Origin of the sequence: Mycobacterium sp. MYCO198283 (genome assembly GCF_021213805.1) — a bacterium.
GTDB lineage: Bacteria > Actinomycetota > Actinomycetes > Mycobacteriales > Mycobacteriaceae > Mycobacterium.
The window spans coordinates 1-26,739 of record NZ_JAJQJI010000008.1 but is presented as its reverse complement, the minus strand read 5'-3'; the positions used below and the strand labels follow the sequence as shown (position 1 = coordinate 26,739).

Here is a 26,739-nt window from a genome sequence, read left to right as displayed (position 1 = left end):
GTGCGTTCCTCACGTCGGGTCGGGATTTGCGCTGCCCAGCGTACCGGCGGGCGGGTCTGCGCCCTCAGCGTCGCGCCAGATGCGCACGCAGCGCCGAGGCGACCTCGGCGACCGCGACCGCGCTGCCCCCGCCGAGCGGGAACATGTTCGCGAATGCGTGGATCAGCGAGCCGAACTCCCGCAGGTCGACCGTGACGCCGGCCGCTCGCAGCAGCTCGGCGTAGCGGTTGCCTTCGTCGCGCAGCGGATCGAAGCCGGCGGTGACGACGAGCGCCGGCGCCAGCCCGGACAGGTCGCGGGCGAGCATCGGTGAGACCCGGGGATCCGTGGTGTCGATGCCGGCGCCGCCCACATAGCAGTCGGTGAACCAGTCCATGTCGCGCTTGGTGAGGTAGAAGCCGTCGGCGAACAGCGTCCGCGACCGGGTCTCGTGCGCCATGTCGGTGGCCGGGTAGAGCAGCAGCTGCAGCGCCGGCGTCGGCAGGTCGTGGTCGCGCACCTGCTGCGACACCACCGCGGCGAGGTTTCCGCCGGCACTGTCGCCGCCGACGGCGATCCGCGCCGGGTCGGCGCCCAGCGCTGCGGCGTTGTCACATGCCCAGCGGTAGGCCGCGAGCGCGTCCTCGACCGCCGCCGGCGCCTTGTGCTCGGGCGCCAGCCGGTATTCGACGCTCAGCACGTGCACCCCGGCGTCGCGGCACAGCACCCGGCACAGCCCGTCGTGGCTCGCGATGTCGCCGATGACGAAGCCGCCGCCGTGGTAGAAGACCAGCAGCGGCGCCGGGCCGCCGGCCCCGGCCGACTCCGGCGGGCGGTAGTGGCGCGCGGGCAGCGGTCCCGCCGGGCCGGGGATGGTCGTGTCGGCAGTGGCGACGTGGACGGTCACCGGCATCATCGCCGCGACCCGACCGAGTTGGCGGCGCGCGACGGCCGGGTCGTCGCTGGCCACCAGTCCGCCGATACGCGCGCGGCGCTGCAGTGTGAGCAGGAACTGCAGGGTCGTGTCGAGGGTGTTGCCGTCGATGGTGACGGTGCGGCCGCCCAGCAGCAGCCGCTTGAGGCGGTCGGGGGTCCGCGGGACGACCTTCAGCCCCACCGCGGTGAGCGCGTTCACACCGGCGTCGCGCAGCGCGCTCCTGCCGCGCGGGGCGGCGTCGGCCGGCTTTGGCAGACTCCCTGTCATGGCAGCTCCCTCGGTGACGTTGAACGACGGCAATGCGATACCCCAGCTGGGGCTGGGGGTGTGGCAGACCCCGCCCGAAGCTACCGAACGGGCGGTGGCGACCGCGCTGGAGGCGGGCTACCGCCACATCGACACCGCGGCGGCCTACGGCAACGAGCGGGAGGTGGGCCGCGCCGTCGCCGCGTCCGGGCTGCCGCGCGAGGAGGTGTACATCGTCACCAAGCTGTGGAACGCCGACCAGGGCTACGAGCCGACGCTGGCCGCCTTCGACGCCAGCATGGACCGGCTCGGGCTGGAGTACCTGGACCTGTACCTCATCCACTGGCCGATGCCGGAGCACAACACGTTCGTCGACACGTTCAAGGCGTTCGCCCACCTGCGAGACCAGGGCCGAATCCGGTCCATCGGCGTCAGCAACTTCGAGCCCGAGCACCTGCGCATCCTGATCGACGCGACGGGGATCGTCCCCGCCGTCAACCAGATCGAGCTGCACCCCCTGCTGCCGCAGCACGAGCTGCGCGAGGTGCACCACCGGCTCGGTGTGGCGACGGAGGCGTGGAGCCCGCTGGGGCAGGGCTCGCTGCTGGAGCACCCGGCGGTCGCCGAGGTGGCCGAGCGGCACGGCAAGACGCCCGCGCAGGTGTTGATTAGGTGGCATATCCAGCTCGGTAATATCGTCATCCCCAAGTCGGTGACGCCCGAGCGGATCGTCAGCAATTTCGAGGTTTTCGATTTCGCGTTGCGCGAGGACGACCTCGAATCGATCGCGTCGCTCGCCGACGGCACGCGGCTCGGACCCGATCCGCGAACCTTCAACTTCACAGGCAGGTGACATGACGTCCGCGGCCGCGATACCCACCGTCACGTTGAACGACGACCACACCATTCCGGTGATCGGCCTCGGTGTCGGTGAGTTGTCGGACGACGACACCGAGCGCGCGGTCCTCGCGGCGCTGGAGGCGGGCTACCGGCTCATCGACACGGCATCGGCGTACGGCAACGAAGCCGCCGTCGGCCGGGCCATCGCCGCCTCCGGCGTGCCGCGCGAGGAGATCTACGTCACGACCAAACTCGCGACGTCGGACCAGGGCTTCCAGTCGTCGCAGGACGCCGTGCGGGCCAGCGCCGAGCGGCTCGGCCTCGACTACGTCGACCTCTACCTCATCCACTGGCCGGCCGGCGAGCACGGCAAGTACGTGGACAGCTGGGGCGGGCTGATGAAGGCCAAGCAGGACGGCGTCACCCGCTCCATCGGCGTCTGCAACTTCCACGCCGAACACCTGTCGGACATCATCGACCTGTCGTTCTTCACCCCCGCGGTCAACCAGATCGAGCTGCACCCGCTGCTGAACCAGGCCGAACTGCGGGCGGTGAACGCCGGCTACGGCATCGTCACCGAGGCGTACGGGCCGCTGGGCAGCCCGTCGGGCGTCAAGGATCTGCTGGCCCGCCCGGCGGTGGCGGCGGCGGCCGAGGCGCACGGCAAGACGGGCGCCCAGGTGCTGCTGCGCTGGAGCCTGCAGCTGGGCAACGTCGTCATCCCCCGCTCGTCGAATCCGGAGCGCATCGCCGAGAACATCGACGTCTTCGACTTCGAGCTCACCGACGACGAGATCGGCGCCATCAACGCCCTCGACGCTGGCACCCGGTTCCGGCCGGACCCGGACACCTACAACGGGCCGTAGATTATCTAGGGCCGTCGCGTACAAAAGGGCCGTAGCGCTCAGCCCGCCGGGCAGGTGCCGGCGGCCTCGCGCAGCACGTCGGCCGACGGCGCGTCGATCGGCAGCGCGTAGCCGCGCAGCACGGCGACGAACTGCACCGCGTACTGGCACCAGAACGCCCGGTTCGGCGGCATCCACCGGCCCGGCTCCCCGTCGCCCTTGTCCTGGTTCGCCTGGCCCTGCACGGCGAGCAGGTTGGCCGGGTCGTTCGCGAACCGCACCCGCGTCTGCGGCGTCCAGCCCCGCGCGCCGAGGTCCCACGCCAGCGCCAGCGGCACTAGGTGGTCGATCTGCACGGACTGCCCGGATCCTGCGCCGCGGGTGAAAAAGATGGTCTCGCTGGTGTACGGATCGCGCAGCGTTCCGGTGGCCACGGCCGCCGGACAGCGGCTGGTCGCGACGTAGGTCTTGTCCACCAGATCGCGGTCGAGGACGTCGTTGCGGGTATCGCAGCCGTTGTGACCGCCCGGGGCGTCGGTGTCGTCGGTCCAGGACTCGCCGAATGCGGCGCGGCGGTAGTCGTTTCCGCGGACCCGCGCCGGGATGACGACGATGCCCGCGAGCACGTCGGTCCCGGGCGCGACGGTCGGGACGTCGGCCGCGGCGACGAAGCCGTCGGCGTCGCGGTGTGCGCTCGACCACGACACCTGCCCCGCAACCACCACGGCCAACGCCGCGGCGACCGCCAGCCACAGGGTCGGGCGCCTCATGCCTTGTCCAGGTATTCGATGCGGTCGGTCTCGTCGAACGGCGCCGCCAACAGGGACATCCCGCGGTGATGGCGCAGCGTCGGGTCCTCGGCGTGGATGTCCTCGCAGAGCTCGCGCGCGGCCAGGATGACGTCGAGGTGGTCGATCAGCGAGAGGAACCGCAGCGTGCCCCGGCGCCCGGACTGATGCTGGCCCAGCACATCTCCCTCGTGGCGCTCCGCCAGGTCGAGGTCGGCGAGCCGGAAGCCGTCGAGCGAGCCGGCGACGTTGGTGAGCCGCTGCCAGGCCTTGCCCGAGGACCCGAACCGGGTCGCGAGGATGCACAGGCTCGGATGCCCGCCGCGGCCGATGCGTCCCCGCAGCTGGTGCAGCTGGCTGATGCCGAAGCGGTCGGCGTCCATGATCACCATGACGGTGGCGTTCGGCACGTCCACGCCCACCTCGATGACCGTGGTGCACACCAGCACGTCGAGTTCGCCGGCGCGGAACGCCGCCATCACCGCGTCCTTCTCCTCGGTCGGCAGCCGGCCGTGCATCAGCCCGAGCCGCAGGCCGGCCAGCGGGCCGTGGCGGAGCCGGTCGAACAGTTCGACGACCGTGGTGGCGGGCGGTAGCCGGGCGTCCTCGCGACTCGCGTCGTCGTCGGCCTCGTCGATGCGGGACGCGACGACGTAGGCCTGCCGGCCCGCCGCGACCTCCTCGGTGATGCGCTCCCACGCCCGGGCCAGCCACTGCGGCGTCTCGCGGACCGAGATGGCTCTGGTGGTGATCGGCTGCCGGCCGCGTGGCAGCTCCCGCAGCGTGGACGTCTCCAGATCGCCGTAGTAGGTGAGCGCGACCGTCCGTGGGATGGGCGTCGCGGTCATCACCAGCAGATGCGGGGTGAGGCCGGCGGGTGCCTTGGCGCGCAGCGTGTCCCGCTGCTCGACGCCGAACCGGTGCTGTTCGTCGACCACCACCATGCCCAGCCGGTCGAACTGCACCGCGTCGTGCAGCAGCGCGTGGGTGCCGACGACGATGTCCACCGCGCCCGCCGCCACCTCTTGGCGCACCTGCCGCTTTGAGGCCGCCGTCATGGACCCGGTGAGCAGCCGGACCGCGATCGCGCCGTCCTCGGCGCCGAGCTCCCCCGCCGCCGCCAGCGGCCCGAGCACCGCGCGGATCGATCGATCATGTTGCGCGGCAAGCACTTCGGTGGGCGCGAGCAGCGCGCACTGGTAGCCGGCGTCGACCAGCTGCAGCATCGCGAGCACCGCGACGATGGTCTTGCCGGAGCCCACCTCGCCCTGCAGCATGCGGTTCATCGGCCGCGTCGACGCCAGGTCGCCCGAGATCTCGCCGAGCACCTGCGCCTGCCCGGCGGTGAGCTCAAACGGCAGCCGGTCGAGCAGCCGGGCCCGCGCGCCGCCGTCGACCGGCGGTGCGGGCGGCCCGGACTGCCACAGCTCGCCGTGGCGGCGGGTCACCAGCGCCCACTGCATGCCGATCGCCTCGTCGTAGGTCAGCCGCCGCTGCGCCCGCTGTCGCGACTGCTTGTCGCGTGCGAGGTGGATGGCCCGCAGGGCGGCGTCCTCGTCCATCAGGTCGTGCTCGCGGCGAAACGGCGCCGGCAGCGGGTCCTCGACCGGGTCGAGCACGTCGAGCACCTGGTTGATGCACGCGAAGAGGGTCCAGCTCTGCAGCCGGGCGCTGGCCGGGTAGATGGGCAGGAACGGCCGGTCGAACAGCGCGGGGTCGATACCGCCGTCGCCGGTGAGCCGCGACTCCGCGAGGCCTTTGAGCTGTTTGCTCCCGATCACCTTGCCGGGGGTGTCGAGCCGCAGGAACGCCGGATGGGTCAGTTGCGGTGTGCCGCGGAAGCTCCCGACCTCGCCGGAGAGCATCACGCGCACGCCCTTGGTGAGGGTTTTCTGCGTGACCCGGGCGTTGAAGAAGGTGGCCGTGATGGCCCGCCGTCCGGAACCCAACGTGGCGGTGAGCATGACGTTGCGGTTCTTCATCGGCCGTGTCGCGACGTCGGTGATCTCTCCGACGATGGTGACGTGCTCGCCCGCCGCGGGCGGATCGGCGTCGTCGTAAAAGGCCAGCCCGTCGTCGTAGCGGCGGGGATAGTGCCGGAGCAGGTCGTTGACGGTGCGGAGTCCGAAGACCTCGTCACACAGCGTGGCGGCCTTGCTCCCGATGACGAACTCGAGCCGGTCGGTCAGCGCAACCATGTCACTCGATACCGATCAGCAGCGCGTCGTCGCCGTGGTGGCCGGTGCGGTACAGCACCCATTCGGTGCCCGGATGGTGGCGGCGCATGTGGGCGTCGAGCTCCGCGCGCAGCCGGTCGTGCTCGTCGTCACCCAGTTCGGCGCCCACCAGCACGGTGACCAGCTCACCGCCGCCGGCGGCGAGCAGGATGTCCACGAGCTCCTGCGCCGCACCGGCGTAGGTGCTGCGGATGACCAGCACCTCGTCTCCCGCGACGCCCAGCGCGTCCCCGGGTTCGCAGGCGCCGGCCCAGCTCAGCGCGCGCTCGCGGGCCCGCCGCACCGACGCATGCCGGGTGCCGGCAGCAGCGCGGGCCATGGTGTAGCTGTTCTCGACGGGGTTGCGCTCCGGATCGTGCACCGCCAGCGCCGCGAGCCCCTGCACCATGGAATCGGTGGGCAGCGGCACGACGTCGACGCCCCAGCCCGCGACGGTCGCACACGCCGCCACCAGCTCCTCGGCGGCGACCAGCCCGTTGGGCAGGATCATCAGCTGGCCGGCGCCGCTGTCGACGACCGCCTTGGACAGCGCGGCGGCGTCGACGGGCAGCACCCGGTGATCGCTGACCTGCGGCCGCAACACGTAGGCGCCCTCGCCGGCGAACAGCTGCTCGGCGCCGTCACCGTCGGCCAGCGCCAGCACCGCCTGCCGCTGCGCCCACTGCCCGGGGGCGGCTCCGCCGGTGAGCGTCGTGATCTGCACGTGGCTCATGGCGCCGAACGGCAGCCCCGCCTCCACCGCCCCGCCCGCGTCGTCGGCGTGGACGTGCACCGAATGCCCGCCGTCGGCGTCGGTGGTGATGGCCACCGAGTCGCCCAGCCCGGCCAGCCGCCGCCGCAGCGCCGCGACCGCGTCGGCGGTGCATCCGGCGAGCCGGTACATCACCTCGAAGCGCGGCGCGGCCGCCGGCGGGACCGTCGCCGGGCTGTCGTGGCGCGCGGGCTCGTAGTGCCGGCGCGCCGGGGCCGTCCCGGTGAGCGTCGCCACCAGGGTGTCGAGCAGCACCAGCAGCCCCCGCCCGCCGGCGTCCACCACCCCGGCGTCGGCCAGCACGTCGAGCTGGCTGGGTGTCCGCTCGAGGGCGGCGGCCGCGGCGTCGGCGGCGTCGGTGACCGCGGCCGGCAGCGGCGCACCGGCCGCGGCGCACGCCGACATGGTCTCGGCGGCGGCCTGCAGCACCGACACGATGGTGCCCGGGACGAGCTCGCCCATGGAGTCGACCACCAGGGCGACCGCGGCCCCGAACGCCGTCGCCAGCGTGGCCGCGTCGAGCTGGGTGGGCGGTGGCTCGGTGGCGGCGGCGTCGGACAGCCCGCGCAGGATCTGCGACAGGATCACCCCGGAGTTGCCGCGGGCCCCGTGCGCGGCCCCGGTGGCGAGCGCAGCAGCGACGGCGGCAAGGTCGGCGGCGTCGAGGTCGGCGGCGTCGGCGTCGGGCAGCGCCGCAGCCGCGGCGCGCAGCGTGAACAGCATGTTGGTGCCGGTGTCGGCGTCGGCGACCGGGAAGACGTTGAGGCGGTTGATCTCGTCGACGTGGGCGATCAGGGCGTCCACCGCGGCGCGCGCCCAGTCCGCGAGGGCGGTGGCGTCGAGCACCCGAGCAGCCCCCGTCATCACCTGAGGGCACCTCCTTCCCGTACGTCCGCACGTCCCGCACCGCCGATACGCTGTCGACGCGGTCAGCCTAGTTCGTGGCACCGACAGTGCCGTGCGCCGGCGATTTTGGCGTTCACCCCGCGCGTCGGTATCCTGGAGCGGTTGTCGGGCCACCCGCCCAGGGCGGTTGCTGGCTCGACATGCACGACGTATCACGACGCCGATTCGATCCGAGGAGTTCGCCCATGGCTGCCGTCTGCGATGTCTGCGGGAAGAAGCCCGGCTTCGGTAAGTCGGTGTCGCACTCGCACCGGCGGACCAACCGGCGCTGGAACCCGAACATCCAAACCGTGAACGCGGTGACCCGCCCAGGCGGCAACAAGCGGCGCGTCAACGTCTGCACGTCCTGCATCAAGGCCGGCAAGGTCTCGCGCGGCTGACCGCCGCGCCGCCCGTCAGGGCAGCCGCCAGTCGACGGGCTCGGCGCCCAGCTGCTGCAGCAGATCATTGGCGCGGCTGAACGGCCGCGAGCCGAAGAACCCCCGCGACGCCGACAGCGGCGACGGGTGCGCCGACTCGATCGCCGCGCAGCCCTCCCGCAGCATCGGCTTGAGGGTGACGGCGTCACGACCCCACAGGATGGCCACCAGCGGCTGCGGCCGGGCGACGAGCGCGCGGATGGCGCATTCGGTGACCACTTCCCAACCCTTGCCGCGATGGGACGCCGGCGCGCCGGGCCGCACGGTCAGCACCCGGTTCAGCAACATGACGCCCTGGCGCGACCACGGCGTCAGGTCACCGCTCGACGGCGGCGGATAGCCCAGGTCGGTGCCGTACTCGGCGAAGATGTTCGCCAGGCTGCGCGGCAGCGGCGTCACGTCGGGGGCCACGGAGAAGCTCAGGCCCACGGCGTGCCCCGGCGTCGGGTAGGGGTCCTGCCCCACCACGAGCACCCGCACCTCGTGGAACGGATAGCTGAACGCCCGCAGCACGTGCTCGCCGGCGGGCAGGTACCGGTGCCCGGCCGCGAGCTCGGCCCGCAGGAACTCCCCCATCCGCGCCACCTGGTCGGCGACGGGCGCCAGCGCGGCGGCCCAGCCCTCCTCGACGAGCTCCGACAGCGGCCTGGCGGTCATGGGAAGCAAACCTATCGCGGCGCCCCACCGAAGGACTGCCACCCCGCCTCGGCGTCCCACGGCACCCCGTCGACGGTCAGGCCGGCGGGACCGGCGAGCACCGCACCCACCACGCGCCAGCCGGCCGGCACCTCGCCGGGAAAGGTCGCGGCCAACGCGTGGTCCTCGCCGCCGGCGAGCACCCACTCCCACGGGTCGGCGCCTGCATCGGCCGCGGCGGGCGACAGCGCGGCGACGTCGGGTGCCAGCGCGGCACGGGAGATGTCCAGGCGCACACCAGATGCCGCGGCGAGGTGGCGCAAGTCGGCGACCAGTCCGTCGGAGACGTCGGTCATCGCCGTCGCGCCGGCGTCGGCCGCGGCGACGCCCTGGCCGTAGGGCGGCGTCGGCACCAGGTGCGCCCGGCGCAGCTCGGCATGGCCACGACAACCGCTGCGCCACAGCGCGAGTCCGGCCGCCGAGCGGCCGAGGGTGCCCGCCACCGCGACGGCGTCGCCGGGCTTCGCACCGCCCATGGTGATCGGCGCCCGGCCCGCCAGGTCGCCGAGCACGGTGACCGACACCACCAGCGCCGGGCTCCCGACCAGGTCGCCGCCGACGATCGCCGCGCCCAGTTCGGTTGCCGCCGACCACATTCCGTCGGCCAGCTCGGTGACCACCGCGACCGGGGTGTCGGGCGGGGCGGCGAGGCCGACGACGAAGGCCGTGACGTGCGCACCCATCGCCTCGATGTCGGCGGCGTTCTGCGCGATGGCTTTCCGGCCGACGTCGTGCGGTGCGGACCAGTCGAGCCGGAAGTGCCGGCCCGCCACGAGCGTGTCGGTGGATACGACGACGCGGCCGTCGGGGGCGGCGACCACCGCGGCGTCGTCGCCGGGCCCGAGCAGGACGTGCGGCGGCCACCTGCGGCCCGCCACGAGCCGGTCGATCACCCCGAACTCCCCCAGATCGGCCAGCGTCGGCTCGTCGCTCATGGCATGACCACCGATCTCGCGCAGCTTAGAACACTCGCCGGACCTGCGGTAGGTTGTGCACACCGGAGCCGCGGGCGCCGGGAAGAGTCTAGAGCGGTCGGAGCGGGAGAGTACGCGGGTGGTCGAGGCGTTCATGCTGGTCCAGACCGAGGTCGGCCGCGCCGAGGTGGTCGCCGCCGAGCTCGCGACCCTGCCCGGCGTGGTGTCGGCCGAGTACGTCACCGGCCCCTACGACGTCGTCGTGCGCATCTCCGCCGACACCGGAGAGACCCTGCACCGCGACGTCGTCGCGGCGGTGCAGCAGGTCGCCGGCATCACCCGGACGCTGACGTGTCCGGTCGCGTCGAGGGTGCGGAGCTGAGCGAGGCGCCCGAGCGGGACGCGCCGCCGCGGGCGGTGCTGATCGCGGCCATCGTGCTGGCCGTCGCCGTGCTGGCCGGTGTGCTTGTCATCGCGCGGATCGCCACCCGCCCGGCAGCCACCGAACCCGTCGGGATCGCGGACGTGCCGGCGCCGCAAGCCGACAGCGCCGAATGCCGGCAGCTCATCGCCGCCCTGCCCACCGACATCGAGAACTACCGGCGGGCTCCTATCGCCGACCCGGCCCCGGCGGGCACCGCGGCGTGGCGCGCGCACGATGATCCGGTGGCGGCGATCTTCCGCTGCGGCCTGAACCGGCCCGCGGACTTCGTGCAGGGCGCGGCGATTCAGCAGATCAACGGCGTGCAGTGGTTCCGGGTCGCCGACGACCCGCTGGTCACCTACTACGTCGTCGACCGCCCGGTGTACGCGGCGGTGACGCTCGCGCAGCAGTCCGGCACCGGCGTGCTGCAGGAGCTGGCAGACCTCGTCGCCTCGACGTTGCCGGCCCGGCCGATCGATCCGGCGCCCGCGCGCTGACGCCGGTTACGACAGCGCGCGGCCGACGTCGCGCAGCAGGTCGTCGGTGTCCTCGATGCCCAGCGAGATGCGGGCGAAGCCGGCCGGCACGGCGTCGCCCCAGCGGGCGCGCCGGTCGACGGAGCTGTGGAACCCGCCGAAACTCGTCGATGCCACCAGCAGCGCACTGCGCTCGACCAGCGCGTGCACCGCATCGGCGTCGGCGAGCTCGACCGACACCAGCGCCCCGAAGCGGCGCATCTGGGCGGTCGCGACGCGGTGCGACGGATCGTCGGGAAGCCCCGGATAGCGCACGGCCCGCACCGCGGGATGGTCGCGCAGCATCGCGGCGAGCGCCTGGGCGTTCTGACACTGCCGCTCGAACCGCAGGCCGGCGGTGGCGAGGCTGCGCAGCACCAGCCACGCCTCGAACGGGCCGAGCACCGCGCCGGCGAGCAGCCGCTCGGCGGCCACGGCGGCCATGAGCTCCGGATTGCTGCCCGCCACATAGCCGGCCAGCACGTCACTGTGCCCGGCCAGTCCCTTCGTCGCGCTGCCCACCACCAGATCGGCGCCCAGCGACAGCGGCCGCTGGCCGAGCGGCGTGGCGGTGGTGTTGTCGACGACGAGCACCGCGCGGCGGCTGCGACATGTCAGCGCCAGCCGGTGCAGGTCCACGACGTCGAGCCGCGGATTGGACGGCGTCTCGGCGAGCACCACGTCGGCGGCCGCGGCGGCGTCGCACAGCTCGTCGGCGGCTGCCTCCCGCACCTGCACTCCGGTCGACGCCAGCGACTCGGCGGCCCACCGGCGCACCTGGTAGTAGCCGTCCGCGGGCAGCACCAGCACCGCGCCGGGCCGGGTGAGAACCCGCAGCGTCGAGGTGAGGGCCGCCATGCCGGAGCTGAAGCACAGCGCCGACGTCGCATACTCCAGGTGTGCGAGCGCGCTCTCCAGTGCCCGCCACGTCGGATTCGAGCCGCGGCCGTAGGTGTCGAGCCCGGCGGTTTCGTCGGGGTCGAGGTGATAGGTGCTGGCCGGCACCGGCGGCACGGCGACCGGTTGGCCCGCGACCGCCGGCGAGCCCACCGAGGTGACGCTGAGCGTCGAATCGCCGTACTGGTCGGACACACTCACTCCGGTTTGGTCGATCGGCCCAGGAGCAGCGAGATGGCGTCGGTCACCGACAGGCCGCGGTGGCACACCCGGTAGACCGCCTCGGTCAGCGGCATCTCCACGTCGTAGCTCGCCGCCAGGGCGAGCACCGACTCACAGGACGTGACGCCCTCGGCGACGTGACCGCCCGCCGCCGCCATCGCCGATTCCATGGTGCCGCCCTGCCCCAGCCGCAGCCCGAACGTGCGGTTGCGCGACCGCGGCGAGGTGCACGTGGCGACCAGGTCGCCGACGCCTGCCAGGCCGGCGAGCGTGGTCGGCTGGGCGCCCACCGCGATGCCGAGCCGCATGACCTCGGCGAGGCCGCGGGTGATGATCGCCGCGGCGGTGTTCTCACCCAGCCCGACGCCGGCGGCGACGCCGCAGGCCAGCGCGATGACGTTCTTGCAGGCGCCGCCGATCTCGGCGCCCACGACGTCGGCGTTGGTGTAGGGCCGCAGGTAGCCGGTGTTGAGTGCGCGCTGCAGCGTGATGGCGCGGCCCGAGTCGGCGCACGCCACCACCGTGGCGGCGGGTTGTTCGAGCGCGACCTCCAGCGCGAGGTTCGGGCCCGAGATCACCGCGACCCGCGACGGATCCGCCCCCGTCACCTGGATCACCACCTGGCTCATCCGCATGAGGGTGTCGAGTTCGATGCCCTTGGCCAGGCTGACCAGCGTGGCGTCGTGGTGCAGCAGCGGCGCCCAGCCGCCGAGGTTGGCGCGTAGCGTCTGCGAGGGCACCGCGAGCAGCACGGTCGTCACGCCGTCGAGCGCGCGGGCCGGGTCGGCGGTCGCCGTGATGGCGTCGGGCAGCGCGACGTCGCCCAGATAGCCGCTGTTGCGGCGGGTGGCGTTGATCTCGTCGGCCAGCTCGGGCCGCCGGGCCCACAGCGTCACCTCGTTGCCGGCGTCGGCCAGCACCTTGGCCAGCGCGGTCCCCCAGGCGCCCGCTCCCATCACCGTTGCTGTGACCATCACCCACCTTCCCGACCGCAGTGGTTCATCCTGCCAGGCGCGGCGACCGCGCTGCGCCGACGGCTGGCAGGATGACGGGAATGAGCGGTCCGGGCCAACCCGCACCACCCGCGGCCGACCGCGGGCGCGGCGTCGCGGTGGTCGTCGCCGTCAAACGGCTTTCCGCCGCCAAGACCCGGCTCGCGTCGCTGTTCGAGGCGCCGGTCCGCGAGCAGGTGGTGCTCGCGATGCTGGTCGACACGGTTTCCGCGGCGCTGGCGGTGCCCGAGGTGGCGTCGGTGACCGTGGTGACGCCCGACGAGGTGGCCGGTGCGGCGGCCCGGCGGCTGGGCGCCGGGGTGCTGGCCGACCCGACGCCCGCCGGCCACCCCGACCCGCTCAACAGCGCGGTGGCGGCCGCCGAGGCGGCACTGCGGCCGCGCTTTGCCGATGTCGTTGCGCTGCAGGGCGATCTGCCCGCCCTGCGGTCCGCCGAGCTGGCGGCGGCGCTGCGGGCGGCCCGCGCCCACCGCCGCAGCTTCGTCGCCGACCGCCACGGCGTCGGCACCGTCGCGCTGCTGGCGTTCGGCGCACCCCTGCGCCCCCAGTTCGGCGCCGATTCGGCTGCGCGGCACCGGCTTTCGGGAGCCGTCGAGCTCGCCGGCGACTGGCCGGGGCTGCGCTGCGACATCGACACGCCCGACGACCTGGCCGCGGCGCGGCTGCTCGGCGTCGGTCCCGCGACCGCCCGCGCCACCGATGGTGAACAGCGGGTGAAATGTGCTGCGGGGTGGAAGTGCCCGCCGATTGTGGGGAACAATTCGCAAGGTGACTGACGCCGACACCGAGATCTTGACCGACGAACGCGAGGAGTCGGCCACCACGCCCGAGGCGCCGCCCGCCACGACGCTCGAGGCCCCGCCGGCGACCACCACCCCTGCTGCGCCGCCGGCCGCGACCGCCGCCGTCGCGGATCCGCTGCTCCCCGACGACCGCTACCTCAACCGCGAGCTGAGCTGGCTCGATTTCAACGCCCGGGTGCTGGCCCTGGCCGACGACCCGTCGCTGCCGCTGCTGGAGCGGGCGAAGTTCCTGGCGATCTTCGCGTCGAACCTCGACGAGTTCTACATGGTGCGCGTCGCGGGGCTGAAGCGCCGCGACGAGATGGGGCTGTCGGTGCGGTCGGCCGACGGCCTGTCGCCGCGGGAGCAGCTGCGCCGCATCGGCGAGCGCACGCAGCAGATCGCGAGCCAGCACGCCCGGGTGTTCCTCGACTCGGTGCGCCCGGCGCTCGCCGCCGAGGGCGTCGTGGTGGTGTCGTGGGCGGACCTCGACGACGCCGAGCGGGACCGGCTGTCGACGTACTTCCACGAGCAGGTGTTCCCCGTGTTGACCCCGCTGGCCGTCGACCCGGCGCACCCGTTCCCGTTCGTCAGCGGGCTGTCGCTCAACCTGGCCGTCACCGTCAAGAAGCCCGACGACGGTGGCCAGCACTTCGCCCGCATCAAGGTGCCCGACAACGTCGACCGCTTCGTGATGCTCAATGCCCGCGACGGCGCGGACAAGACCATCCGCTTCCTGCCGATGGAGGAGTTGATCGCGGCGTTCCTGCCGGTGCTGTTCCCCGGCCTGGAGATCGTCGAGCACCACGCGTTCCGCATCACCCGCAACGCCGACTTCGAGGTCGAGGAAGACCGCGACGAGGACCTGCTGCAGGCGCTGGAGCGGGAGCTGGCGCGGCGCCGGTTCGGCTCACCGGTGCGGCTCGAGGTCGCCGGCGACATGACCGAGCACATGCTCGAGCTGCTGCTGCGCGAGCTCGACGTCCACCCCGGCGACGTGGTGCAGGTGCCCGGGTTGCTCGACCTGTCGAGCCTGTGGCAGATCTACGACGTCGACCGGCCCGCGCTCAAGGACCGCCCGTTCGTGCCCGCCACCCATCCGGCGTTCGGCGAGCGGGAGACGCCCAAGAGCATCTTCTCGACGCTGCGCGACGGCGACGTGCTGGTGCACCACCCGTACGACTCGTTCTCGACGAGCGTGCAGCGCTTCATCGAACAGGCCGCGGCCGACCCGAACGTGCTGGCCATCAAGCAGACGCTCTACCGCACCTCCGGCGACTCCCCGATCGTCAACGCGCTGATCGACGCCGCCGAGGCCGGCAAGCAGGTGGTCGCGCTCGTGGAGCTCAAGGCCCGGTTCGACGAGCAGGCCAACATCAAGTGGGCCCGCGCGCTGGAGCAGGCCGGCGTGCACGTGGTCTACGGGCTCATCGGGCTCAAGACCCACTGCAAGACGTGCCTGGTGGTGCGGCGCGAGGGCGCCACCATCCGGCGCTACTGCCACGTGGGCACCGGCAACTACAACCCGAAGACGGCGCGGCTGTACGAGGACATCGGGTTGCTCACGGCCGCGCCGGACATCGGCGCCGACCTGACCGACCTGTTCAACTCGCTCACCGGCTACTCCCGCAAGGACAGCTACCGCAACCTGCTGGTGGCACCGCACGGTGTGCGGCGGGGCATCATCGAGCGCATCGAGCGGGAGACGGCCGCGCACCACGACGGCGCCGAATCCGGGATCCGGCTGAAGGCCAACGCGCTGGTCGACGAGCAGGTCATCGACGCGCTCTACCGCGCGTCGGCGGCCGGGGTGCCGGTGGAGGTGGTGGTCCGCGGCATCTGCGCGCTGCGGCCCGGCGCGCCGGGCTACAGCGAGAACATCTCGGTCCGCTCGATCCTGGGCCGCTTCCTCGAGCACTCGCGGATCATCCACTTCCGCGCGATCGACGAGTTCTGGATCGGCAGCGCGGACATGATGCACCGCAACCTCGACCGCCGGGTCGAGGTGATGGCGCAGGTCAAGGACCCGAAGCTCACCCAGCAGCTCGAAGACATCTTCACCTCCGCGCTCGATCCCGCGACGCGGTGCTGGGTGCTCGGCCCCGACGGCACCTGGACGCCGTCACCGAGGGACGGCGAGAGCGTCCGCGACCACCAGGTGTCGTTGATGGACCGCCGCCGCAGCACCGGCGGGTAACCGCGGCCGGGTATCTTGATCGGCCGGCAGACCGGCCGACCGACAGCTCAGGCGAGGAGTTCGAGTGTCCAAGTCCCGCTCCGCCCGCACCGGGAGAGCGCGGCCGATTCTGGCCGCCGGTGCCGTGCTGTGGCGGCCGTCCGAGGATGGCGGCGGGCTGGTGGTCGCGGTGATCCACCGGCCGCGTTACGACGACTGGTCGCTGCCGAAGGGCAAGCTGGATCCCGGCGAGTCGGAGCCGGTCGCCGCGGTGCGCGAGATCTTGGAGGAGACCGGGTTCCCGGCGACGCTGGGCCGGCGGCTCGGCACCGTGCGCTACCCCGTCGAGCAAGGCGTGAAGCAGGTCCGGTACTGGGCGGCGCGGGCCGGTGAGGGCGAGTTCGCGCCCAACGACGAAGTCGACGAGCTGCGGTGGCTGCCCGTGGATCAGGCGCTCGACGTCGTCAGCTACGACTTCGACCGCAAGACGCTCCAGCAGTTCGGCAAGGCGCCCGCCGACACCCAGTCGCTGCTGATCGTGCGGCACGCGCGGGCCGGCGACAAGAAGAGCTACCACGGCGACGACCGCAACCGGCCGCTGGACAAAGTGGGCCGCGCGCAGGCCGAAGCGCTGGTCGGTCAGCTGCTGGCGTTCGGCGCCACCGAGCTGCACGCCGCCGACCGGGTGCGCTGCGAACAGACCCTCGAGCCGCTCGCCCAGGAACTCGGCGTCGCCATCGAGCGGGAACCGGCGCTGTCCGAGGAGGCCTACGGCGACGACCGCAAGGCGGCGCGGCGCCGTGTCCTGGAGATCGCGGCGTCGGGCCCGGGCCGCGTGATCTGCACGCAGGGCAAGGTCATTCCGGACCTGGTGCGGTGGTGGTGCGACCGGGAGGGCGTGCGGCCCGACGAGTCGCACAACCGCAAGGGCAGCATGTGGGTGCTGTCGAGCGCCGACGGCAAGCTGATCGCCGCCGACTACTACGGCAGTCCGCTACCGCCGAAGAGCTGAGTCGCGGGCGGCTACCGGCGGCCCTTCTTCGCCGGCGCCTTCGTGGCCGCGGTCTTGCGGGCCGGCGTCTTGGTCGCGGCCTTCTTCGACGCAGCGGCCTTCTTGGCCGGCGCCTTGCTGGTGGCGGTGCTGGCGGTGGTCGTCTTCTTCGCCGGTGACTTCTTGGCGGCGGTGCCGGTGGTCTTCTTCGCCGCCGACTTGGTGCCCGTCGACTTCGTGGCCTTCTTCGCCGGCGACTTGGCGGCGCTGGACTTCGCGGCAGTGGACTTCGCGGCAGTGGACTTCGCGGCAGTGGACTTGGCGGCGGTGGACTTCGCGGCGGTGGACTTGGTGGCCGTCTTCTTCGCCGGGGTGGCCTTCTTCGCCGGCGACGTGGTGGCGCCGGCGGCGGAGGTCTTCTTCGCCGCGCCGGTGGTGGTGGACTTCGCCGGCGTCGCCGCCTTCTTGGTCGACGCCTTGGTGGCCTTGACCGCCTTGGCGACCTGCTTGGCAACCTTCTTGCCGGTGCCTGCCAGCACCCCGCGCTTCACCGCGGGCCCCTCGGCCGGAAGCTTCTGGACGCCGGCGATGACGGCCTTGAATTGCGCACCGGGCCGGAACGCCGGCACGGATGTCGGCCGCACCTTGACGGTTTCGCCGGTGCGCGGGTTGCGCGCCACCCGGGCCGCGCGGCGGCGCTGCTCGAATACCCCGAAGCCGGTGATGGTCACGCTCTCGCCGCGATGCACGGCGCGCACGATGCTGTCGACGACGTTCTCCACCGCGAGGGTGGCCTGCCGGCGATCCGCGCCCATTTTCACGGTCAGCTCGTCGATCAGCTCTGCCTTATTCATGCGCAAAACCCTCCGAAATCCAGTGGTCCTTCCTGGACCGGCTGAAGCACACGGTAAACCTTGTTCCTGCTGGTTTCCAAGAGCCACGCGCAATTTCGGGGTAGCTGATATCAAATCGAGCAATCCGGTTGCCCCACACCGACGATCAGCGCCGCGCCGGCGAACCCGCGTCTGGCACGGGCGATTTGAAGTGATCTTGAAGCGGTCAGCCGGTGGTCAGGGTCCGCGGTCTCCACGCCGGCCGCGACTTCTCGAAGGCCTCGATGGCGTCGACTTTCCGCAGCGTGAGGCCGATGTCGTCCAGCCCTTCGAGCAGCCGCCAGGCGGTGTAATCGTCAATCGTGAAGGGCACCACCGCAGTTCCCGCGGTAATGGTCCGATGTTCAAGATCGACAATGATTTCCAGGCCCGGCTGCTGTTCGATGAGCTTCCACAACAACTCGACATCGGGCTGGGCGACCTCGGCCGCCAGCAGACCGGCCTTTCCGGCGTTCCCGCGGAAAATGTCGGCGAAGCGCGAGGAGATGACGACCCGGAATCCGTAGTCCAGCAACGCCCACACCGCGTGCTCGCGCGACGACCCCGTGCCGAAGTCAGGTCCGGCGACGAGCACCGAACCACGGTCGAACGGGCTGACGTTGAGCACGAAGGCGGGGTCGTTGCGCCACGCCGCGAAGAGGCCGTCCTCGAAACCGGTTCGCGTCACCCGCTTGAGGTAGACCGCCGGGATGATCTGGTCGGTGTCGACGTTCGAGCGCCGCAGCGGCACGCCGATCCCGGTGTGGGTGGTGAAGGCTTCCATGCTCTGACTCCTCCGTCGGTGCTAGTCGTCGAGGTCCGCGGGCGAGGCCAGCGTGCCCTTGACCGCCGTGGCCGCGGCGACCACCGGCGACACCAGGTGGGTGCGGCCGCCCTTGCCCTGCCGGCCCTCGAAGTTGCGGTTGGACGTCGAGGCGCAACGCTCGCCCGGCGACAGCTGGTCGGGGTTCATCCCGAGGCACATCGAGCAGCCCGCCTGGCGCCACTCGGCGCCCGCCGCGGTGAAGATCTCGCCCAGGCCTTCCGATTCCGCCTGGGCGCGCACCCGCATGGAGCCCGGCACCACCAGCATGCGCACCCCGTCGGCCACCCGGCGGCCGCGCAGCACCTCGGCCACGGCCCGCAGGTCCTCGATCCGGCCGTTGGTGCACGACCCCACGAAGACGGCGTCGACCGCGACGTCGCGCATCGCGGTGCCGGGCGCGAGGTCCATGTAGGCCAGCGCCTTTTCGGCGGCGTGGCGCTCGTCGGGGTCGGTCATCAGCTCCGGATCGGGCACCGCGGCGGCCAGCGGCACGCCCTGGCCGGGGTTGGTGCCCCAGGTGACGAACGGGCTGAGCGTCGTGGCGTCGATGTAGACCTCGGTGTCGAACTCCGCGGCCGGGTCGGTCCGCAACTGCTCCCAGTTCGCCACGGCGGCATCCCAGTCCGCGCCGGTGGGGGCGTGGGGGCGGCCGCGGAGGTAGGCGTACGTGGTCTCGTCGGGGGCGACCATCCCGGCCCGGGCGCCCGCTTCGATGCTCATGTTGCAGATCGTCATCCGGCCCTCCATCGACAGCGATTCGATGGCGCTGCCGCGGTATTCGATGACGTAGCCCTGCCCGCCGCCCGTACCGATCTTGGCGATGACCGCGAGGATGATGTCCTTTGCGGTGACTCCCGCCGGCAGCTCGCCGTCCACGTTGACGGCCATGGTGCGAAACGGCCGCAGCGGCAGGGTCTGCGTGGCCATGACGTGCTCGACCTCCGAGGTGCCGATGCCCATCGCCAACGCGCCGAAGGCGCCGTGGGTGGACGTGTGGCTGTCGCCGCACACGATCGTCATGCCGGGCTGGGTCAGGCCGAGCTGCGGGCCGATGATGTGCACGATGCCCTGCTCGGCGTCGCCCATCGGGTGCAGCCGGATCCCGAACTCGGCGCAGTTGCGGCGCAACGTCTCCACCTGCGTGCGCGACACCGGGTCGGCGATCGGCTTGTCGATGTCGACGGTGGGGACGTTGTGGTCCTCGGTGGCGAGCGTCAGGTCGGGCCGGCGCACCGGGCGGCCGGCGAGGCGCAGCCCGTCGAAGGCCTGCGGGCTGGTCACCTCGTGGATGAGGTGCAGGTCGATGTAGATGAGGTCGGGTTCGCGGGCCGCGCCGGTTCCCGAGCCGGGAACCACCACGTGGTCGTCCCACACCTTCTCCGCCAGCGTCCGGGGCTGTTCAGACATCTCGCCATCTCACATTCTGGAACGTTAGTATCTCAGTATGAGACAGGATAGCGGCATCGGCGTGCTCGACAAAGCCGTGCTGGTGTTGCACACGGTGGCCGAGGCGCCCTGTGGCCTCGCCGAGCTGTGCGCGCGCACCGGTCTCCCCCGCGCCACCGCGCACCGGCTGGCGGCCGGGTTGGAAACGCACCGGCTGTTGGCCCGCGACGCCGACGGACGCTGGCGGCTCGGCTCGGCGATCAGCGCGCTGGCACACCGGGTCGACGACGCGTTGCCGGCGGCGGCCGCCGCGGTGCTGCCGCGGCTGCGTGAGATCACCGGCGAGAGCGTGCAGCTGTACCGGCGTGACGGCACCGAGCGGATTTGCGTCGCGGCCCTGGAACCGCCTGCGGGACTGCGGGATACGGTGCCGGTCGGGATCCGGCTGCCGATGACGGCCGGCTCGGGCGCCAAGGTGCTGCTCGCCTACAGCGATGCCGCCACCCAGGAGGCGGTGCTGCGTGACGCCGTGTTCACCGCCCGCGCGCTGGCCGAGGTGCGGCGCCGCGGCTGGGCGCAGAGTGTCGCCGAGCGCGAGGCCGGCGTGGCCAGCGTGTCGGCGCCGGTGCGCGACGGCCGCGGCGAGGTGGTCGCGGCGGTGTCGGTGTCGGGTCCGATCGACCGCATCGGGCGGCGGCCCGGCGAGCGGTGGGCCGCCGACCTGCTCGCGGCCGCCGACGCCCTGACCCGGCGGCTCGGCGGCGGCCTGCCAGACTGAGCCGCATGGGCAGCAACCAGCGCGCACAGATCGTCATGACCGACGACGAGATCACCGATTTCGTCCACCGCAGCCGGGCGGGGACGCTGGCCACCATCGGCCGCGACGGCCAGCCCCACCTGACGGCCATGTGGTACGGCGTCGTCGACGGCGACATCTGGTTCGAGACGAAGGCCAAGTCGCAGAAGGTGGTGAACCTGCGTCGCGACCCGCGGATCACGTTCCTGCTGGAGGACGGCCAGACCTATGACACCCTGCGCGGCGTGTCGTTCGAGGGCACCGCCGAGATCGTCGACGATCCGGACGTGATCTTCGCGGTCGGGGTCAGCGTGTGGGAGCGCTACACCGGCCCCTACACCGACGATCTCAAGCCCGCGGTGGACATGATGATGAACAAGCGGGTCGGCGTCCGGCTGAACGTCACGCGGACCCGGTCCTGGGACCACCGCAAGCTCGGGATGCCGGCCATGCCGCTGGGCGGTTCGACGGCACCGGCCTGACCCGCGAAACCGCATTCCCGGTCGTGTTTCGGCGACGAGAACGACCGGGAATGCGGTTTCGCGAAAGGGCGCGGGCACGAGAAAGCCCGGACCGCGAACGGTCCGGGCTTGGTGCTGTGGTAGCCCCGATGGGATTCGAACCCACGCTACCGCCGTGAGAGGGCGGCGTCCTAGGCCGCTAGACGACGGGGCCGGAACCGAGAGTCAGCATAGCCGACGCGGCGAGTGCTCACCTAATCGTCTGGCGGCGGCGCCCATGGCGGCGAAAGCGGAGCAGCGCTTGGGCATTTGGCGGCAAACCTGGCGGAGGATACGCCGGAGATCTTGCTGGGGTACCAGGACTCGAACCTAGAACGGCTGAACCAGAATCAGCTGTGTTGCCAATTACACCATACCCCACTGGCACACCCTCACCGCTTGCGCACGCACGGCTGCTCGAGGGCCGACGAGCAGATTACCAAAGACCTGCAGCTAGCCGTGAACCGCCAGCTCACGGCCGTTGCGCAGCCGCGAAAGGCTCCGCTCGCGGCCGAGCAGTTCGAGCGATTCGAACAGCGGCGGGCTGATCGTCGAGCCGGTGACGGCCACGCGGATCGGACCGAATGCCTTGCGCGGCTTGAGCTCCAGCCGGTCGAGCAGCGCGCTGCGCAGCGCGTCCTCGATGCTCGCCGGATCCCAGTCGGCCAACCCGCCGAGCGCGGCGATCGCGGCGTCGATGACCGCGGCGGCGTCGGGTTTGAGCTCCTTGGCGGCTGCCTTGGGGTCGATCGCGTACTCGTCGTCGTCGAGGAAGCGCAACAGCTCCCAGGCGTCGCCGAGCACCACGATGCGGGTCTGCACCAGCGCGGCGGCCTCGGCGAACCGCTCGGGGGAGAGCCCGGTGTCGTGGCCGTGGGCCGCGAAGTAGTCGGAGAGCCGCACCGCGAAGTCGTCGACCGGCAGCCGGCGGATGTGCTCGGCGTTGATCGCGTCGGCCTTCTTCTGGTCAAAGCGCGCCGGGTTCGCGTTGACGTCCACCACGTCGAACGCCGCGACCATCTCGTCGAGGCTGAACACGTCGTGGTCGTCGGCGATGCCCCAGCCGAGCAGCGCCAGGTAGTTCAGCAGCCCCTCGGGCAGGAAGCCGCGGTCGCGGTGCAGGAACAGGTTGGACTGCGGGTCTCGCTTCGAGAGCTTCTTGTTGCCCTCCCCCAGCACGCTGGGCAGATGCGCGAACTGCGGCACGCGCTCGGCGAGCCCGAGCCGGATCAGGGCCTGGTACAACGCAATCTGACGCGGCGTGGACGGCATGATGTCCTCGCCGCGCAGCACGTGGGTGATGCGCATCAGCGCGTCGTCGACGGGGTTGACGAGCGTGTAGAGCGGCTCGCCGGTGCCGCGCGTCAGCGCGAAGTCGGGCACCGAGCCGGCCGGGAAGGTCGTCGGCCCCCGCACCAGGTCGTGCCAGCCGAGATCCTCGTCGGGCATGCGGAGCCGCACCACGGCCGGCCGGCCCGCGGCGCGGAACCGCTCGCGGTCGGCGTCGGTGAGGTCGCGGTCGAAGTTGTCGTAGCCGAGCTTCGGGTTGCGGCCGGCGGCGATGTGGCGGGCCTCCACCTCGGCCGGTGTCGAGAACGACTCGTACGCTTCGCCGTTCGCGAGCAGGGTCGCCACGACGCCGCGGTAGATCTCCCCGCGCTCGGACTGTCGGTACGGCCCGAACGGTCCGCCGACCTCCGGCCCCTCGTCCCAGTCGAGGCCCAGCCAGCGCAGCGCGTCGAGGATCGCGGCGTAGCTCTCGGCGCTGTCACGGGCGGCGTCGGTGTCCTCGATGCGGAAGACGAAAGTGCCGCCGGTGTGGCGCGCGTAGGCCCAGTTGAACAGCGCGGTGCGCACCAGACCGACGTGCGGGGTGCCGGTGGGCGACGGGCAGAACCGGACCCGCACGTCGGAACTCGTCACGAGCGCCCCTTGCGCACAACGGGATTGGTGAGCGTGCCGATACCGTCGATCGTGACGCTGACCGTGTCGCCGTGCTCGATGGGACCCACGCCGGCCGGCGTGCCGGTGAGGATGAGATCACCCGGCAACAGCGTCATCACCGCCGAGACCCACTCCACGATCGCGCCGACGTCGTGGATCATCAGCGACGTCCGGCTGTGTTGCCTCACCTCGCCGTTGACCTCGGTGCGCAGCTCGACGTCGGACGGGTCGAGGTCGGTGGAAATCCACGGGCCGACGGGGCAGAACGTGTCGTGCCCCTTGGCCCGCGTCCACTGTCCGTCGGCGCGCTGCTGGTCGCGGGCCGAGACGTCGTTGGCGACGGTGTAGCCGAGGATGTTCTCGGCGGCACGTGCGGCGGGCACGTCCTTGCAGGGCCGGCCGATCACAGCGGCGAGCTCGCCCTCGAAGTGCACCTCCGAAGCATTCGCAGGCAGCTGGATCGGCACGTTCGGCCCGACGATCGACGTGTTGGGTTTCAGGAAGATGATCGGGTCCGGGTACTCCACCGAACCCGTTTCGCTCCTCTCGTGCGCAGCCATCTCGGCGATGTGGTCCGCGTAGTTCTTGCCGACGCAGACCACCTTGCTCGCCAAGATCGGCGCCAGCAGCCGGACGTCGGCGAGCGCCCACTGCCGGCCGGTGAAGGTCGGTGTCCCGAAGGGATGCTCGGCGATCTCGCGGGCGACGGCGTCGGCGTCGGCACCCTCGACGCTGACGAAGGCGACACCGTCGGGACTGGCGATTCGACCGAGACGCATCCGATCAGCCTAGTGAACGGGCCGGGCCCGTCAGCCGGTGGTCAACGACTCCAGCATCCGCCGCAACTCCGCCTCGGCGCGCGGCTTGTCGAAGCCGAGCCGGTGCAAGGGGCCGTCCTCGGGTTCGGTTTCGGCGAGCGCGAGCAGCAGGTGCTCGGTGCCGATGTAGTTGTGGCCGAGCCGAAGCGCCTCCCGGAAAGTGAGCTCGAGCGCCTTGCGCGCGGGCCCGCTGAACGGGACGAGGTCGGGCGCCGATCCGGCGCCGGCTGGCAGCGCCACCGCGTCGCGCACGCCGTCGGCCGACAGGCCCTGCGCGACGAGCAGCTCATGGGCCAGCCCCTGCGGTTCGGTGAGCAAGGCCAGCAGCAGGTGGTCGGGCGTGATCTCGGCGTAGCCCGCCTGCTGGGCAACATTCTGCGCCGCGACGACCACGTTGCGGGCCCGCGGTGTGAAGCGGGCGAAGCCGTCGTCGGCGTTGAGCGGGTTGGCACCCGCCTTCGGAACGAACCGCTGCTGCGCCGCCTGCTTGGTGACGCCCATGCGACGCCCGATCTCGGTCCAGGACGCTCCGGAGCGGCGCGCCTGGTCGACGAAGTGGCCGATGAGGTGGTCGGCCACCTCTCCCAGGGCCTCCGCCGCCAATACGGCGTCGGTCAGCTGATCCAGTACGTCGCTGTGAACCGTGGTGATGGCGTCGATCAAGTCGTCGAGTCGGACGGGCCGGGTGGTCTTGGTGGTCATGCGTCAACCATAGGTTGACTCGCCCAAGCCGTCAATCATTGCTTGACGTCTTATAGTTTGGGATCGTCTTCTTGTCGGCTGAGACGGCATGGCAAGCTCGCGGGCGTGGCAGAGATCAGCTCGGTGCGCCGGTGGATGCTGCTCGCCATCGCCCTGGGCGCGACGTTGACGGCGAACATCTTCATCAACGGTGTCGCGTTCCTCATCCCGACGCTGCACACCGACCGCGGGCTCGACCTCGCGCACGCCGGCCTGCTCGCCGGGTTGCCCAGTTTCGGCATGGTGCTCACGCTCATCGCGTGGGGATGGGTGCTCGACCGGGTGGGTGAGCGGTGGGTGCTCGCGGTGGGTTCCGGGCTCACCGCGGCTGCCGCTGTTGGTGCCGCGGCGGCGGATTCGCTTGCCACCGTGTCGGTGTGGCTCTTCGTCGGTGGCATGGCTGCGGCTAGCAGCAACTCCGCGAGCGGGCGCCTGGTCGTCGGTTGGTTCCCGCCGGGACAACGCGGAACGGTGATGGGCATTCGGCAGACGGCGCAGCCGCTCGGAGTCGGAGTGGGCGCCCTGGTGATCCCGCAGCTGGCGCAGGCGCACGGCACGAGCGTCGCGCTGCTGTTCCCGGCGGCGGCGTGCGCGGCGGCGACCGTGGTGTGCGCGCTCTTCGTCGTCGACCCGCCCCGGCCGCCGCGCGGACAGGCCGCCGCGGCCGACCTCGCCAACCCCTACCGCGGCTCGCGGGTGCTCTGGCGCATCCACGCCGTCTCGGTGCTGCTGGTGATTCCGCAGTCGCTGCTGTGGACCTACACGCTGGTGTGGCTGATGACGGACCGCGGCTGGTCTGCGGGGGCCGCCGGCGCCATGGTGCTCGCGGCGCAGGTCGCCGGTGCGGCCGGCCGGATCTCGGCGGGCCGGCTGTCCGACCTGGTGGGCTCGCGGCTGCGGCCCATCCGGTGGATCGCCGTGCTGGCGGCCGGCTCGATGGCGGCCATGGCGCTCACCGACGCACTCGACTGGGACGTCGCGGTGGCCGTCATGGTGGTGGCCTCGGTGGTGGTGGTGTCCGACAACAGCCTGGCGTTCACCGCGATCGCCGAGATCGCCGGCCCGTTCTGGAGCGGCCGGGCGCTCGGGACGCAGAACACCAGCCAGCTGCTCACCACGGCGGTGGCGCCACCGGCGTTCGGCGCTCTCATCGCGGCGGTCGGGTTCCCGCTGACGTTCGCGGTCTGCGCGCTGTTTCCGGTCGCGGCGCTGCCGCTGGTGCCGGTGCGCGACGAACGGCGAATCAGCACTGCCGGTGCTGCGCCCACCGGGTGAGCACGGTTACCAGGTCGGCTTCCGCTCGCCCCGGATTTGTCGGACCCCGCTGCGATAATGGCGGCATGTCCTCGATCGAGTCGGTTGACGCCGTTGCATCCGTCTGAACGTCTCGGGGTGTTGTTCGACGAATTGGCGGAATTGTGCGGTCAGCGCAACGCCATTGATGCGCGCATTGTCGAGATCGCGGCCACCATCGAGCGGGACGGTATCTGGGGTCATACCGGCGCCCGCTCGGTCGCGGCGTTGATCGCGTGGCGGACCGGCATGTCGACGCGCAACGCCAAAACCATCGCCGCCGTCGCGGACCGGCTACCGGAATTCCCGCGCTGCGCGCAAGCCATGCGCGAGGGCCGGCTGTCGCTGGATCAGGTCGGGGTGATCGCCGAGGGCGCGGGTGCGGGCTCCGATGAGCACTACGCCCAGCTGGCCGCGGTCGCCACGGTCAACCAGCTGCGCACCGCGGTCACACTCGAACCGCGCCCCGACCCCGAGCCCGGCCCACGGCCCGACCCGCGACCCTCGATCACCAAAACCGCCGACGCCGACTACACGGCGTGGCGCATCAAACTCCCCCACCTCGAGGCGGCGAAATTCGAGGCCGCGCTGCGCTCGCATCACGAGGCGCTCATCGCGGCGTGGAAACACAACCACAACAACGACGACGACAGCAACGGCAACGCCGCCGCCGCCGTCGGCGACCCGGGTGTCGAGCGGCCCCCGATGCCCACCACGGCCGACGCGTTCCTGGAGCTGGTCGACGCCGGCTGGGACGCCGAGGTGGCCCGCCGCCCCCACGGCCAGCACACCACCGTCGTCGTCACGTCGATGTGAAGGATCGGGTGGCCGCGCTGCACCTGGGTCCGCTGCTGCCGGCCGATGACCGCCGCTACCTGACCTGCGACGCCACCTGCGAGGTGTGGTTCCACCGCGACGGCCAGGTCATCGGCTCGGGCCGAACCACCCGGACCATCAGCCGCCGGCTGCGCCGCGCCCTCGAACA

At 71.9% G+C, this 26,739-nt stretch carries 25 protein-coding genes, 2 tRNA genes and 1 pseudogene; 12 read left to right on the top strand and 16 right to left on the bottom strand.

Annotation, left to right across the window (positions count from 1 at the left end):
* Positions 1-64: 64 nt before the first annotated feature.
* The gene (locus LV457_RS15665) at positions 65-1,183 is read right to left on the bottom strand and encodes an alpha/beta hydrolase (protein ID WP_232172205.1); all 1,119 of its coding nucleotides are present in this window, start codon (positions 1,181-1,183) and stop codon (positions 65-67) included.
* On the opposite strand from LV457_RS15665, the gene LV457_RS15660 reads away from it, so the two are divergent.
* Both LV457_RS15660 and LV457_RS15655 read left to right on the top strand, forming a co-directional pair.
* Positions 1,182-2,015: an aldo/keto reductase gene (locus LV457_RS15660; RefSeq protein WP_232172203.1), complete on the top strand. Its 834-nt coding sequence runs from the start codon at positions 1,182-1,184 to the stop codon at positions 2,013-2,015. The two genes, LV457_RS15665 and LV457_RS15660, sit on opposite strands and share 2 nt — an antisense overlap.
* Before the next feature lies 1 nt (position 2,016).
* Positions 2,017-2,868 (top strand): aldo/keto reductase, encoded by an 852-nt coding sequence (locus LV457_RS15655; protein ID WP_232172201.1) that lies wholly within the window; start codon positions 2,017-2,019, stop codon positions 2,866-2,868.
* Between the two features lie 38 nt (positions 2,869-2,906).
* Here the strand turns inward: LV457_RS15655 and LV457_RS15650 are convergent, their stop codons facing one another.
* From LV457_RS15650 to LV457_RS15640, 3 genes are read right to left on the bottom strand one after another with little or no spacing between them, the layout of a single operon-like run.
* Positions 2,907-3,617, bottom strand: coding sequence for an HNH endonuclease family protein (locus LV457_RS15650; RefSeq protein ID WP_232172199.1), 711 nt, complete (start codon positions 3,615-3,617; stop codon positions 2,907-2,909).
* The gene (gene recG / locus LV457_RS15645) at positions 3,614-5,833 is read right to left on the bottom strand and encodes an ATP-dependent DNA helicase RecG (protein ID WP_232172197.1); all 2,220 of its coding nucleotides are present in this window, start codon (positions 5,831-5,833) and stop codon (positions 3,614-3,616) included. Before recG ends, LV457_RS15650 begins: the two co-directional genes overlap by 4 nt.
* A gap of 1 nt (position 5,834) precedes the next feature.
* Positions 5,835-7,487, bottom strand: a complete 1,653-nt coding sequence (locus LV457_RS15640) for a DAK2 domain-containing protein (RefSeq protein WP_232172195.1) — start codon at positions 7,485-7,487, stop codon at positions 5,835-5,837.
* Positions 7,488-7,714: 227 nt separating this feature from the next.
* On the opposite strand from LV457_RS15640, the gene rpmB reads away from it, so the two are divergent.
* The gene (gene rpmB / locus LV457_RS15635; RefSeq protein WP_232172194.1) at positions 7,715-7,909 is read left to right on the top strand and encodes a 50S ribosomal protein L28; all 195 of its coding nucleotides are present in this window, start codon (positions 7,715-7,717) and stop codon (positions 7,907-7,909) included.
* A 15-nt stretch (positions 7,910-7,924) separates the two neighbouring features.
* Here the strand turns inward: rpmB and LV457_RS15630 are convergent, their stop codons facing one another.
* Positions 7,925-8,605: a uracil-DNA glycosylase gene (locus LV457_RS15630; RefSeq protein ID WP_232172192.1), complete on the bottom strand. Its 681-nt coding sequence runs from the start codon at positions 8,603-8,605 to the stop codon at positions 7,925-7,927.
* Positions 8,606-8,616: 11 nt separating this feature from the next.
* Positions 8,617-9,579, bottom strand: coding sequence for a thiamine-phosphate kinase (locus tag LV457_RS15625; protein ID WP_232172190.1), 963 nt, complete (start codon positions 9,577-9,579; stop codon positions 8,617-8,619).
* A 118-nt stretch (positions 9,580-9,697) separates the two neighbouring features.
* Here LV457_RS15625 and LV457_RS15620 point away from each other — a divergent pair, with 118 nt between their 5' ends.
* A complete protein-coding gene (locus LV457_RS15620; RefSeq protein ID WP_232172188.1) occupies positions 9,698-9,940 on the top strand; it encodes an Lrp/AsnC ligand binding domain-containing protein in 243 nt (80 codons plus the stop codon).
* Positions 9,910-10,479, top strand: coding sequence for a DUF3515 domain-containing protein (locus LV457_RS15615; protein ID WP_232172186.1), 570 nt, complete (start codon positions 9,910-9,912; stop codon positions 10,477-10,479). The genes LV457_RS15620 and LV457_RS15615 overlap by 31 nt, the downstream gene beginning before the upstream one ends.
* 6 nt (positions 10,480-10,485) lie before the next feature.
* Here the strand turns inward: LV457_RS15615 and LV457_RS15610 are convergent, their stop codons facing one another.
* Positions 10,486-11,589 (bottom strand): cystathionine gamma-lyase, encoded by a 1,104-nt coding sequence (locus LV457_RS15610; RefSeq protein ID WP_232172590.1) that lies wholly within the window; start codon positions 11,587-11,589, stop codon positions 10,486-10,488.
* A gap of 2 nt (positions 11,590-11,591) precedes the next feature.
* The gene (locus LV457_RS15605; protein ID WP_232172184.1) at positions 11,592-12,590 is read right to left on the bottom strand and encodes an NAD(P)H-dependent glycerol-3-phosphate dehydrogenase; all 999 of its coding nucleotides are present in this window, start codon (positions 12,588-12,590) and stop codon (positions 11,592-11,594) included.
* Between the two features lie 71 nt (positions 12,591-12,661).
* On the opposite strand from LV457_RS15605, the gene cofC reads away from it, so the two are divergent.
* From cofC to LV457_RS15590, 3 genes are all read left to right on the top strand, one after another.
* Entirely contained in the window at positions 12,662-13,405 is a 744-nt protein-coding gene (cofC, locus tag LV457_RS15600; protein WP_232172182.1) for a 2-phospho-L-lactate guanylyltransferase, read from the top strand.
* Positions 13,398-15,608 carry an RNA degradosome polyphosphate kinase gene (locus LV457_RS15595; protein ID WP_374198868.1) on the top strand — a complete coding sequence of 737 codons (2,211 nt, stop codon included), beginning with the start codon at positions 13,398-13,400 and terminating at the stop codon, positions 15,606-15,608. Before cofC ends, LV457_RS15595 begins: the two co-directional genes overlap by 8 nt.
* Positions 15,609-15,672: 64 nt before the next feature.
* Positions 15,673-16,599 (top strand): NUDIX hydrolase, encoded by a 927-nt coding sequence (locus LV457_RS15590; RefSeq protein WP_232172178.1) that lies wholly within the window; start codon positions 15,673-15,675, stop codon positions 16,597-16,599.
* 11 nt (positions 16,600-16,610) lie between these two features.
* On the opposite strand, the gene LV457_RS15585 is transcribed toward LV457_RS15590, so the two are convergent.
* From LV457_RS15585 to leuC, 3 genes are all read right to left on the bottom strand, one after another.
* Positions 16,611-17,432 carry an HU family DNA-binding protein gene (locus LV457_RS15585; RefSeq protein ID WP_232172176.1) on the bottom strand — a complete coding sequence of 274 codons (822 nt, stop codon included), beginning with the start codon at positions 17,430-17,432 and terminating at the stop codon, positions 16,611-16,613.
* A gap of 205 nt (positions 17,433-17,637) precedes the next feature.
* Positions 17,638-18,234 carry a 3-isopropylmalate dehydratase small subunit gene (gene leuD, locus LV457_RS15580; RefSeq protein ID WP_232172174.1) on the bottom strand — a complete coding sequence of 199 codons (597 nt, stop codon included), beginning with the start codon at positions 18,232-18,234 and terminating at the stop codon, positions 17,638-17,640.
* Positions 18,235-18,255: 21 nt separating this feature from the next.
* Positions 18,256-19,683: a 3-isopropylmalate dehydratase large subunit gene (leuC, locus tag LV457_RS15575; RefSeq protein ID WP_232172172.1), complete on the bottom strand. Its 1,428-nt coding sequence runs from the start codon at positions 19,681-19,683 to the stop codon at positions 18,256-18,258.
* Between the two features lie 37 nt (positions 19,684-19,720).
* Between leuC and LV457_RS15570 the strand changes: the two genes are divergently transcribed.
* Together LV457_RS15570 and LV457_RS15565 are read left to right on the top strand one after the other, a co-directional pair.
* Complete coding sequence (locus tag LV457_RS15570) at positions 19,721-20,440, top strand: IclR family transcriptional regulator (protein ID WP_232172170.1); 720 nt, start codon at positions 19,721-19,723, stop codon at positions 20,438-20,440.
* 5 nt (positions 20,441-20,445) lie between these two features.
* Positions 20,446-20,940 (top strand): pyridoxamine 5'-phosphate oxidase family protein, encoded by a 495-nt coding sequence (locus LV457_RS15565; protein WP_232172168.1) that lies wholly within the window; start codon positions 20,446-20,448, stop codon positions 20,938-20,940.
* Between the two features lie 117 nt (positions 20,941-21,057).
* Here LV457_RS15565 and LV457_RS15560 read toward each other — a convergent pair.
* From LV457_RS15560 to LV457_RS15540, 5 genes are all read right to left on the bottom strand, one after another.
* Positions 21,058-21,133 (bottom strand) — tRNA-Glu (locus LV457_RS15560).
* Between the two features lie 134 nt (positions 21,134-21,267).
* Positions 21,268-21,339, bottom strand: a tRNA-Gln gene (locus LV457_RS15555).
* Between the two features lie 72 nt (positions 21,340-21,411).
* Positions 21,412-22,881, bottom strand: coding sequence for a glutamate--tRNA ligase (gltX, locus tag LV457_RS15550; protein ID WP_232172166.1), 1,470 nt, complete (start codon positions 22,879-22,881; stop codon positions 21,412-21,414).
* A complete protein-coding gene (locus LV457_RS15545; protein WP_232172164.1) occupies positions 22,878-23,681 on the bottom strand; it encodes a fumarylacetoacetate hydrolase family protein in 804 nt (267 codons plus the stop codon). Before LV457_RS15545 ends, gltX begins: the two co-directional genes overlap by 4 nt.
* A gap of 30 nt (positions 23,682-23,711) precedes the next feature.
* Positions 23,712-24,422, bottom strand: coding sequence for a Clp protease N-terminal domain-containing protein (locus tag LV457_RS15540; protein WP_232172162.1), 711 nt, complete (start codon positions 24,420-24,422; stop codon positions 23,712-23,714).
* Between the two features lie 135 nt (positions 24,423-24,557).
* Here LV457_RS15540 and LV457_RS15535 point away from each other — a divergent pair, with 135 nt between their 5' ends.
* Both LV457_RS15535 and LV457_RS15530 read left to right on the top strand, forming a co-directional pair.
* Positions 24,558-25,736 carry an MFS transporter gene (locus LV457_RS15535; protein ID WP_232172588.1) on the top strand — a complete coding sequence of 393 codons (1,179 nt, stop codon included), beginning with the start codon at positions 24,558-24,560 and terminating at the stop codon, positions 25,734-25,736.
* 57 nt (positions 25,737-25,793) lie between these two features.
* Positions 25,794-26,739 (top strand): annotated as a pseudogene (locus tag LV457_RS15530) (13E12 repeat family protein); the annotation flags it as partial.

What these genes read in the sequence shown, in the direction of transcription:
- LV457_RS15585 (WP_232172176.1), bottom strand. Translation starts at nt 17,432, where the DNA reads ATGAATAAGGCAGAGCTGATCGACGAGCTGACCGTGAAAATGGGCGCG.
- LV457_RS15605 (WP_232172184.1), bottom strand. Translation starts at nt 12,590, where the DNA reads ATGGTCACAGCAACGGTGATGGGAGCGGGCGCCTGGGGGACCGCGCTG.
- LV457_RS15545 (WP_232172164.1), bottom strand. Translation starts at nt 23,681, where the DNA reads ATGCGTCTCGGTCGAATCGCCAGTCCCGACGGTGTCGCCTTCGTCAGC.
- LV457_RS15535 (WP_232172588.1), top strand. Translation starts at nt 24,558, where the DNA reads ATGCTGCTCGCCATCGCCCTGGGCGCGACGTTGACGGCGAACATCTTC.
- LV457_RS15565 (WP_232172168.1), top strand. Translation starts at nt 20,446, where the DNA reads ATGGGCAGCAACCAGCGCGCACAGATCGTCATGACCGACGACGAGATC.
- LV457_RS15665 (WP_232172205.1), bottom strand. Translation starts at nt 1,183, where the DNA reads ATGACAGGGAGTCTGCCAAAGCCGGCCGACGCCGCCCCGCGCGGCAGG.
- LV457_RS15540 (WP_232172162.1), bottom strand. Translation starts at nt 24,422, where the DNA reads ATGACCACCAAGACCACCCGGCCCGTCCGACTCGACGACTTGATCGAC.
- rpmB (WP_232172194.1), top strand. Translation starts at nt 7,715, where the DNA reads ATGGCTGCCGTCTGCGATGTCTGCGGGAAGAAGCCCGGCTTCGGTAAG.
- cofC (WP_232172182.1), top strand. Translation starts at nt 12,662, where the DNA reads ATGACGGGAATGAGCGGTCCGGGCCAACCCGCACCACCCGCGGCCGAC.
- LV457_RS15625 (WP_232172190.1), bottom strand. Translation starts at nt 9,579, where the DNA reads ATGAGCGACGAGCCGACGCTGGCCGATCTGGGGGAGTTCGGGGTGATC.
- leuC (WP_232172172.1), bottom strand. Translation starts at nt 19,683, where the DNA reads ATGTCTGAACAGCCCCGGACGCTGGCGGAGAAGGTGTGGGACGACCAC.
- recG (WP_232172197.1), bottom strand. Translation starts at nt 5,833, where the DNA reads ATGGTTGCGCTGACCGACCGGCTCGAGTTCGTCATCGGGAGCAAGGCC.
- LV457_RS15630 (WP_232172192.1), bottom strand. Translation starts at nt 8,605, where the DNA reads ATGACCGCCAGGCCGCTGTCGGAGCTCGTCGAGGAGGGCTGGGCCGCC.
- LV457_RS15640 (WP_232172195.1), bottom strand. Translation starts at nt 7,487, where the DNA reads ATGACGGGGGCTGCTCGGGTGCTCGACGCCACCGCCCTCGCGGACTGG.
- LV457_RS15570 (WP_232172170.1), top strand. Translation starts at nt 19,721, where the DNA reads ATGAGACAGGATAGCGGCATCGGCGTGCTCGACAAAGCCGTGCTGGTG.
- LV457_RS15655 (WP_232172201.1), top strand. Translation starts at nt 2,017, where the DNA reads ATGACGTCCGCGGCCGCGATACCCACCGTCACGTTGAACGACGACCAC.
- LV457_RS15660 (WP_232172203.1), top strand. Translation starts at nt 1,182, where the DNA reads ATGGCAGCTCCCTCGGTGACGTTGAACGACGGCAATGCGATACCCCAG.
- LV457_RS15650 (WP_232172199.1), bottom strand. Translation starts at nt 3,617, where the DNA reads ATGAGGCGCCCGACCCTGTGGCTGGCGGTCGCCGCGGCGTTGGCCGTG.
- leuD (WP_232172174.1), bottom strand. Translation starts at nt 18,234, where the DNA reads ATGGAAGCCTTCACCACCCACACCGGGATCGGCGTGCCGCTGCGGCGC.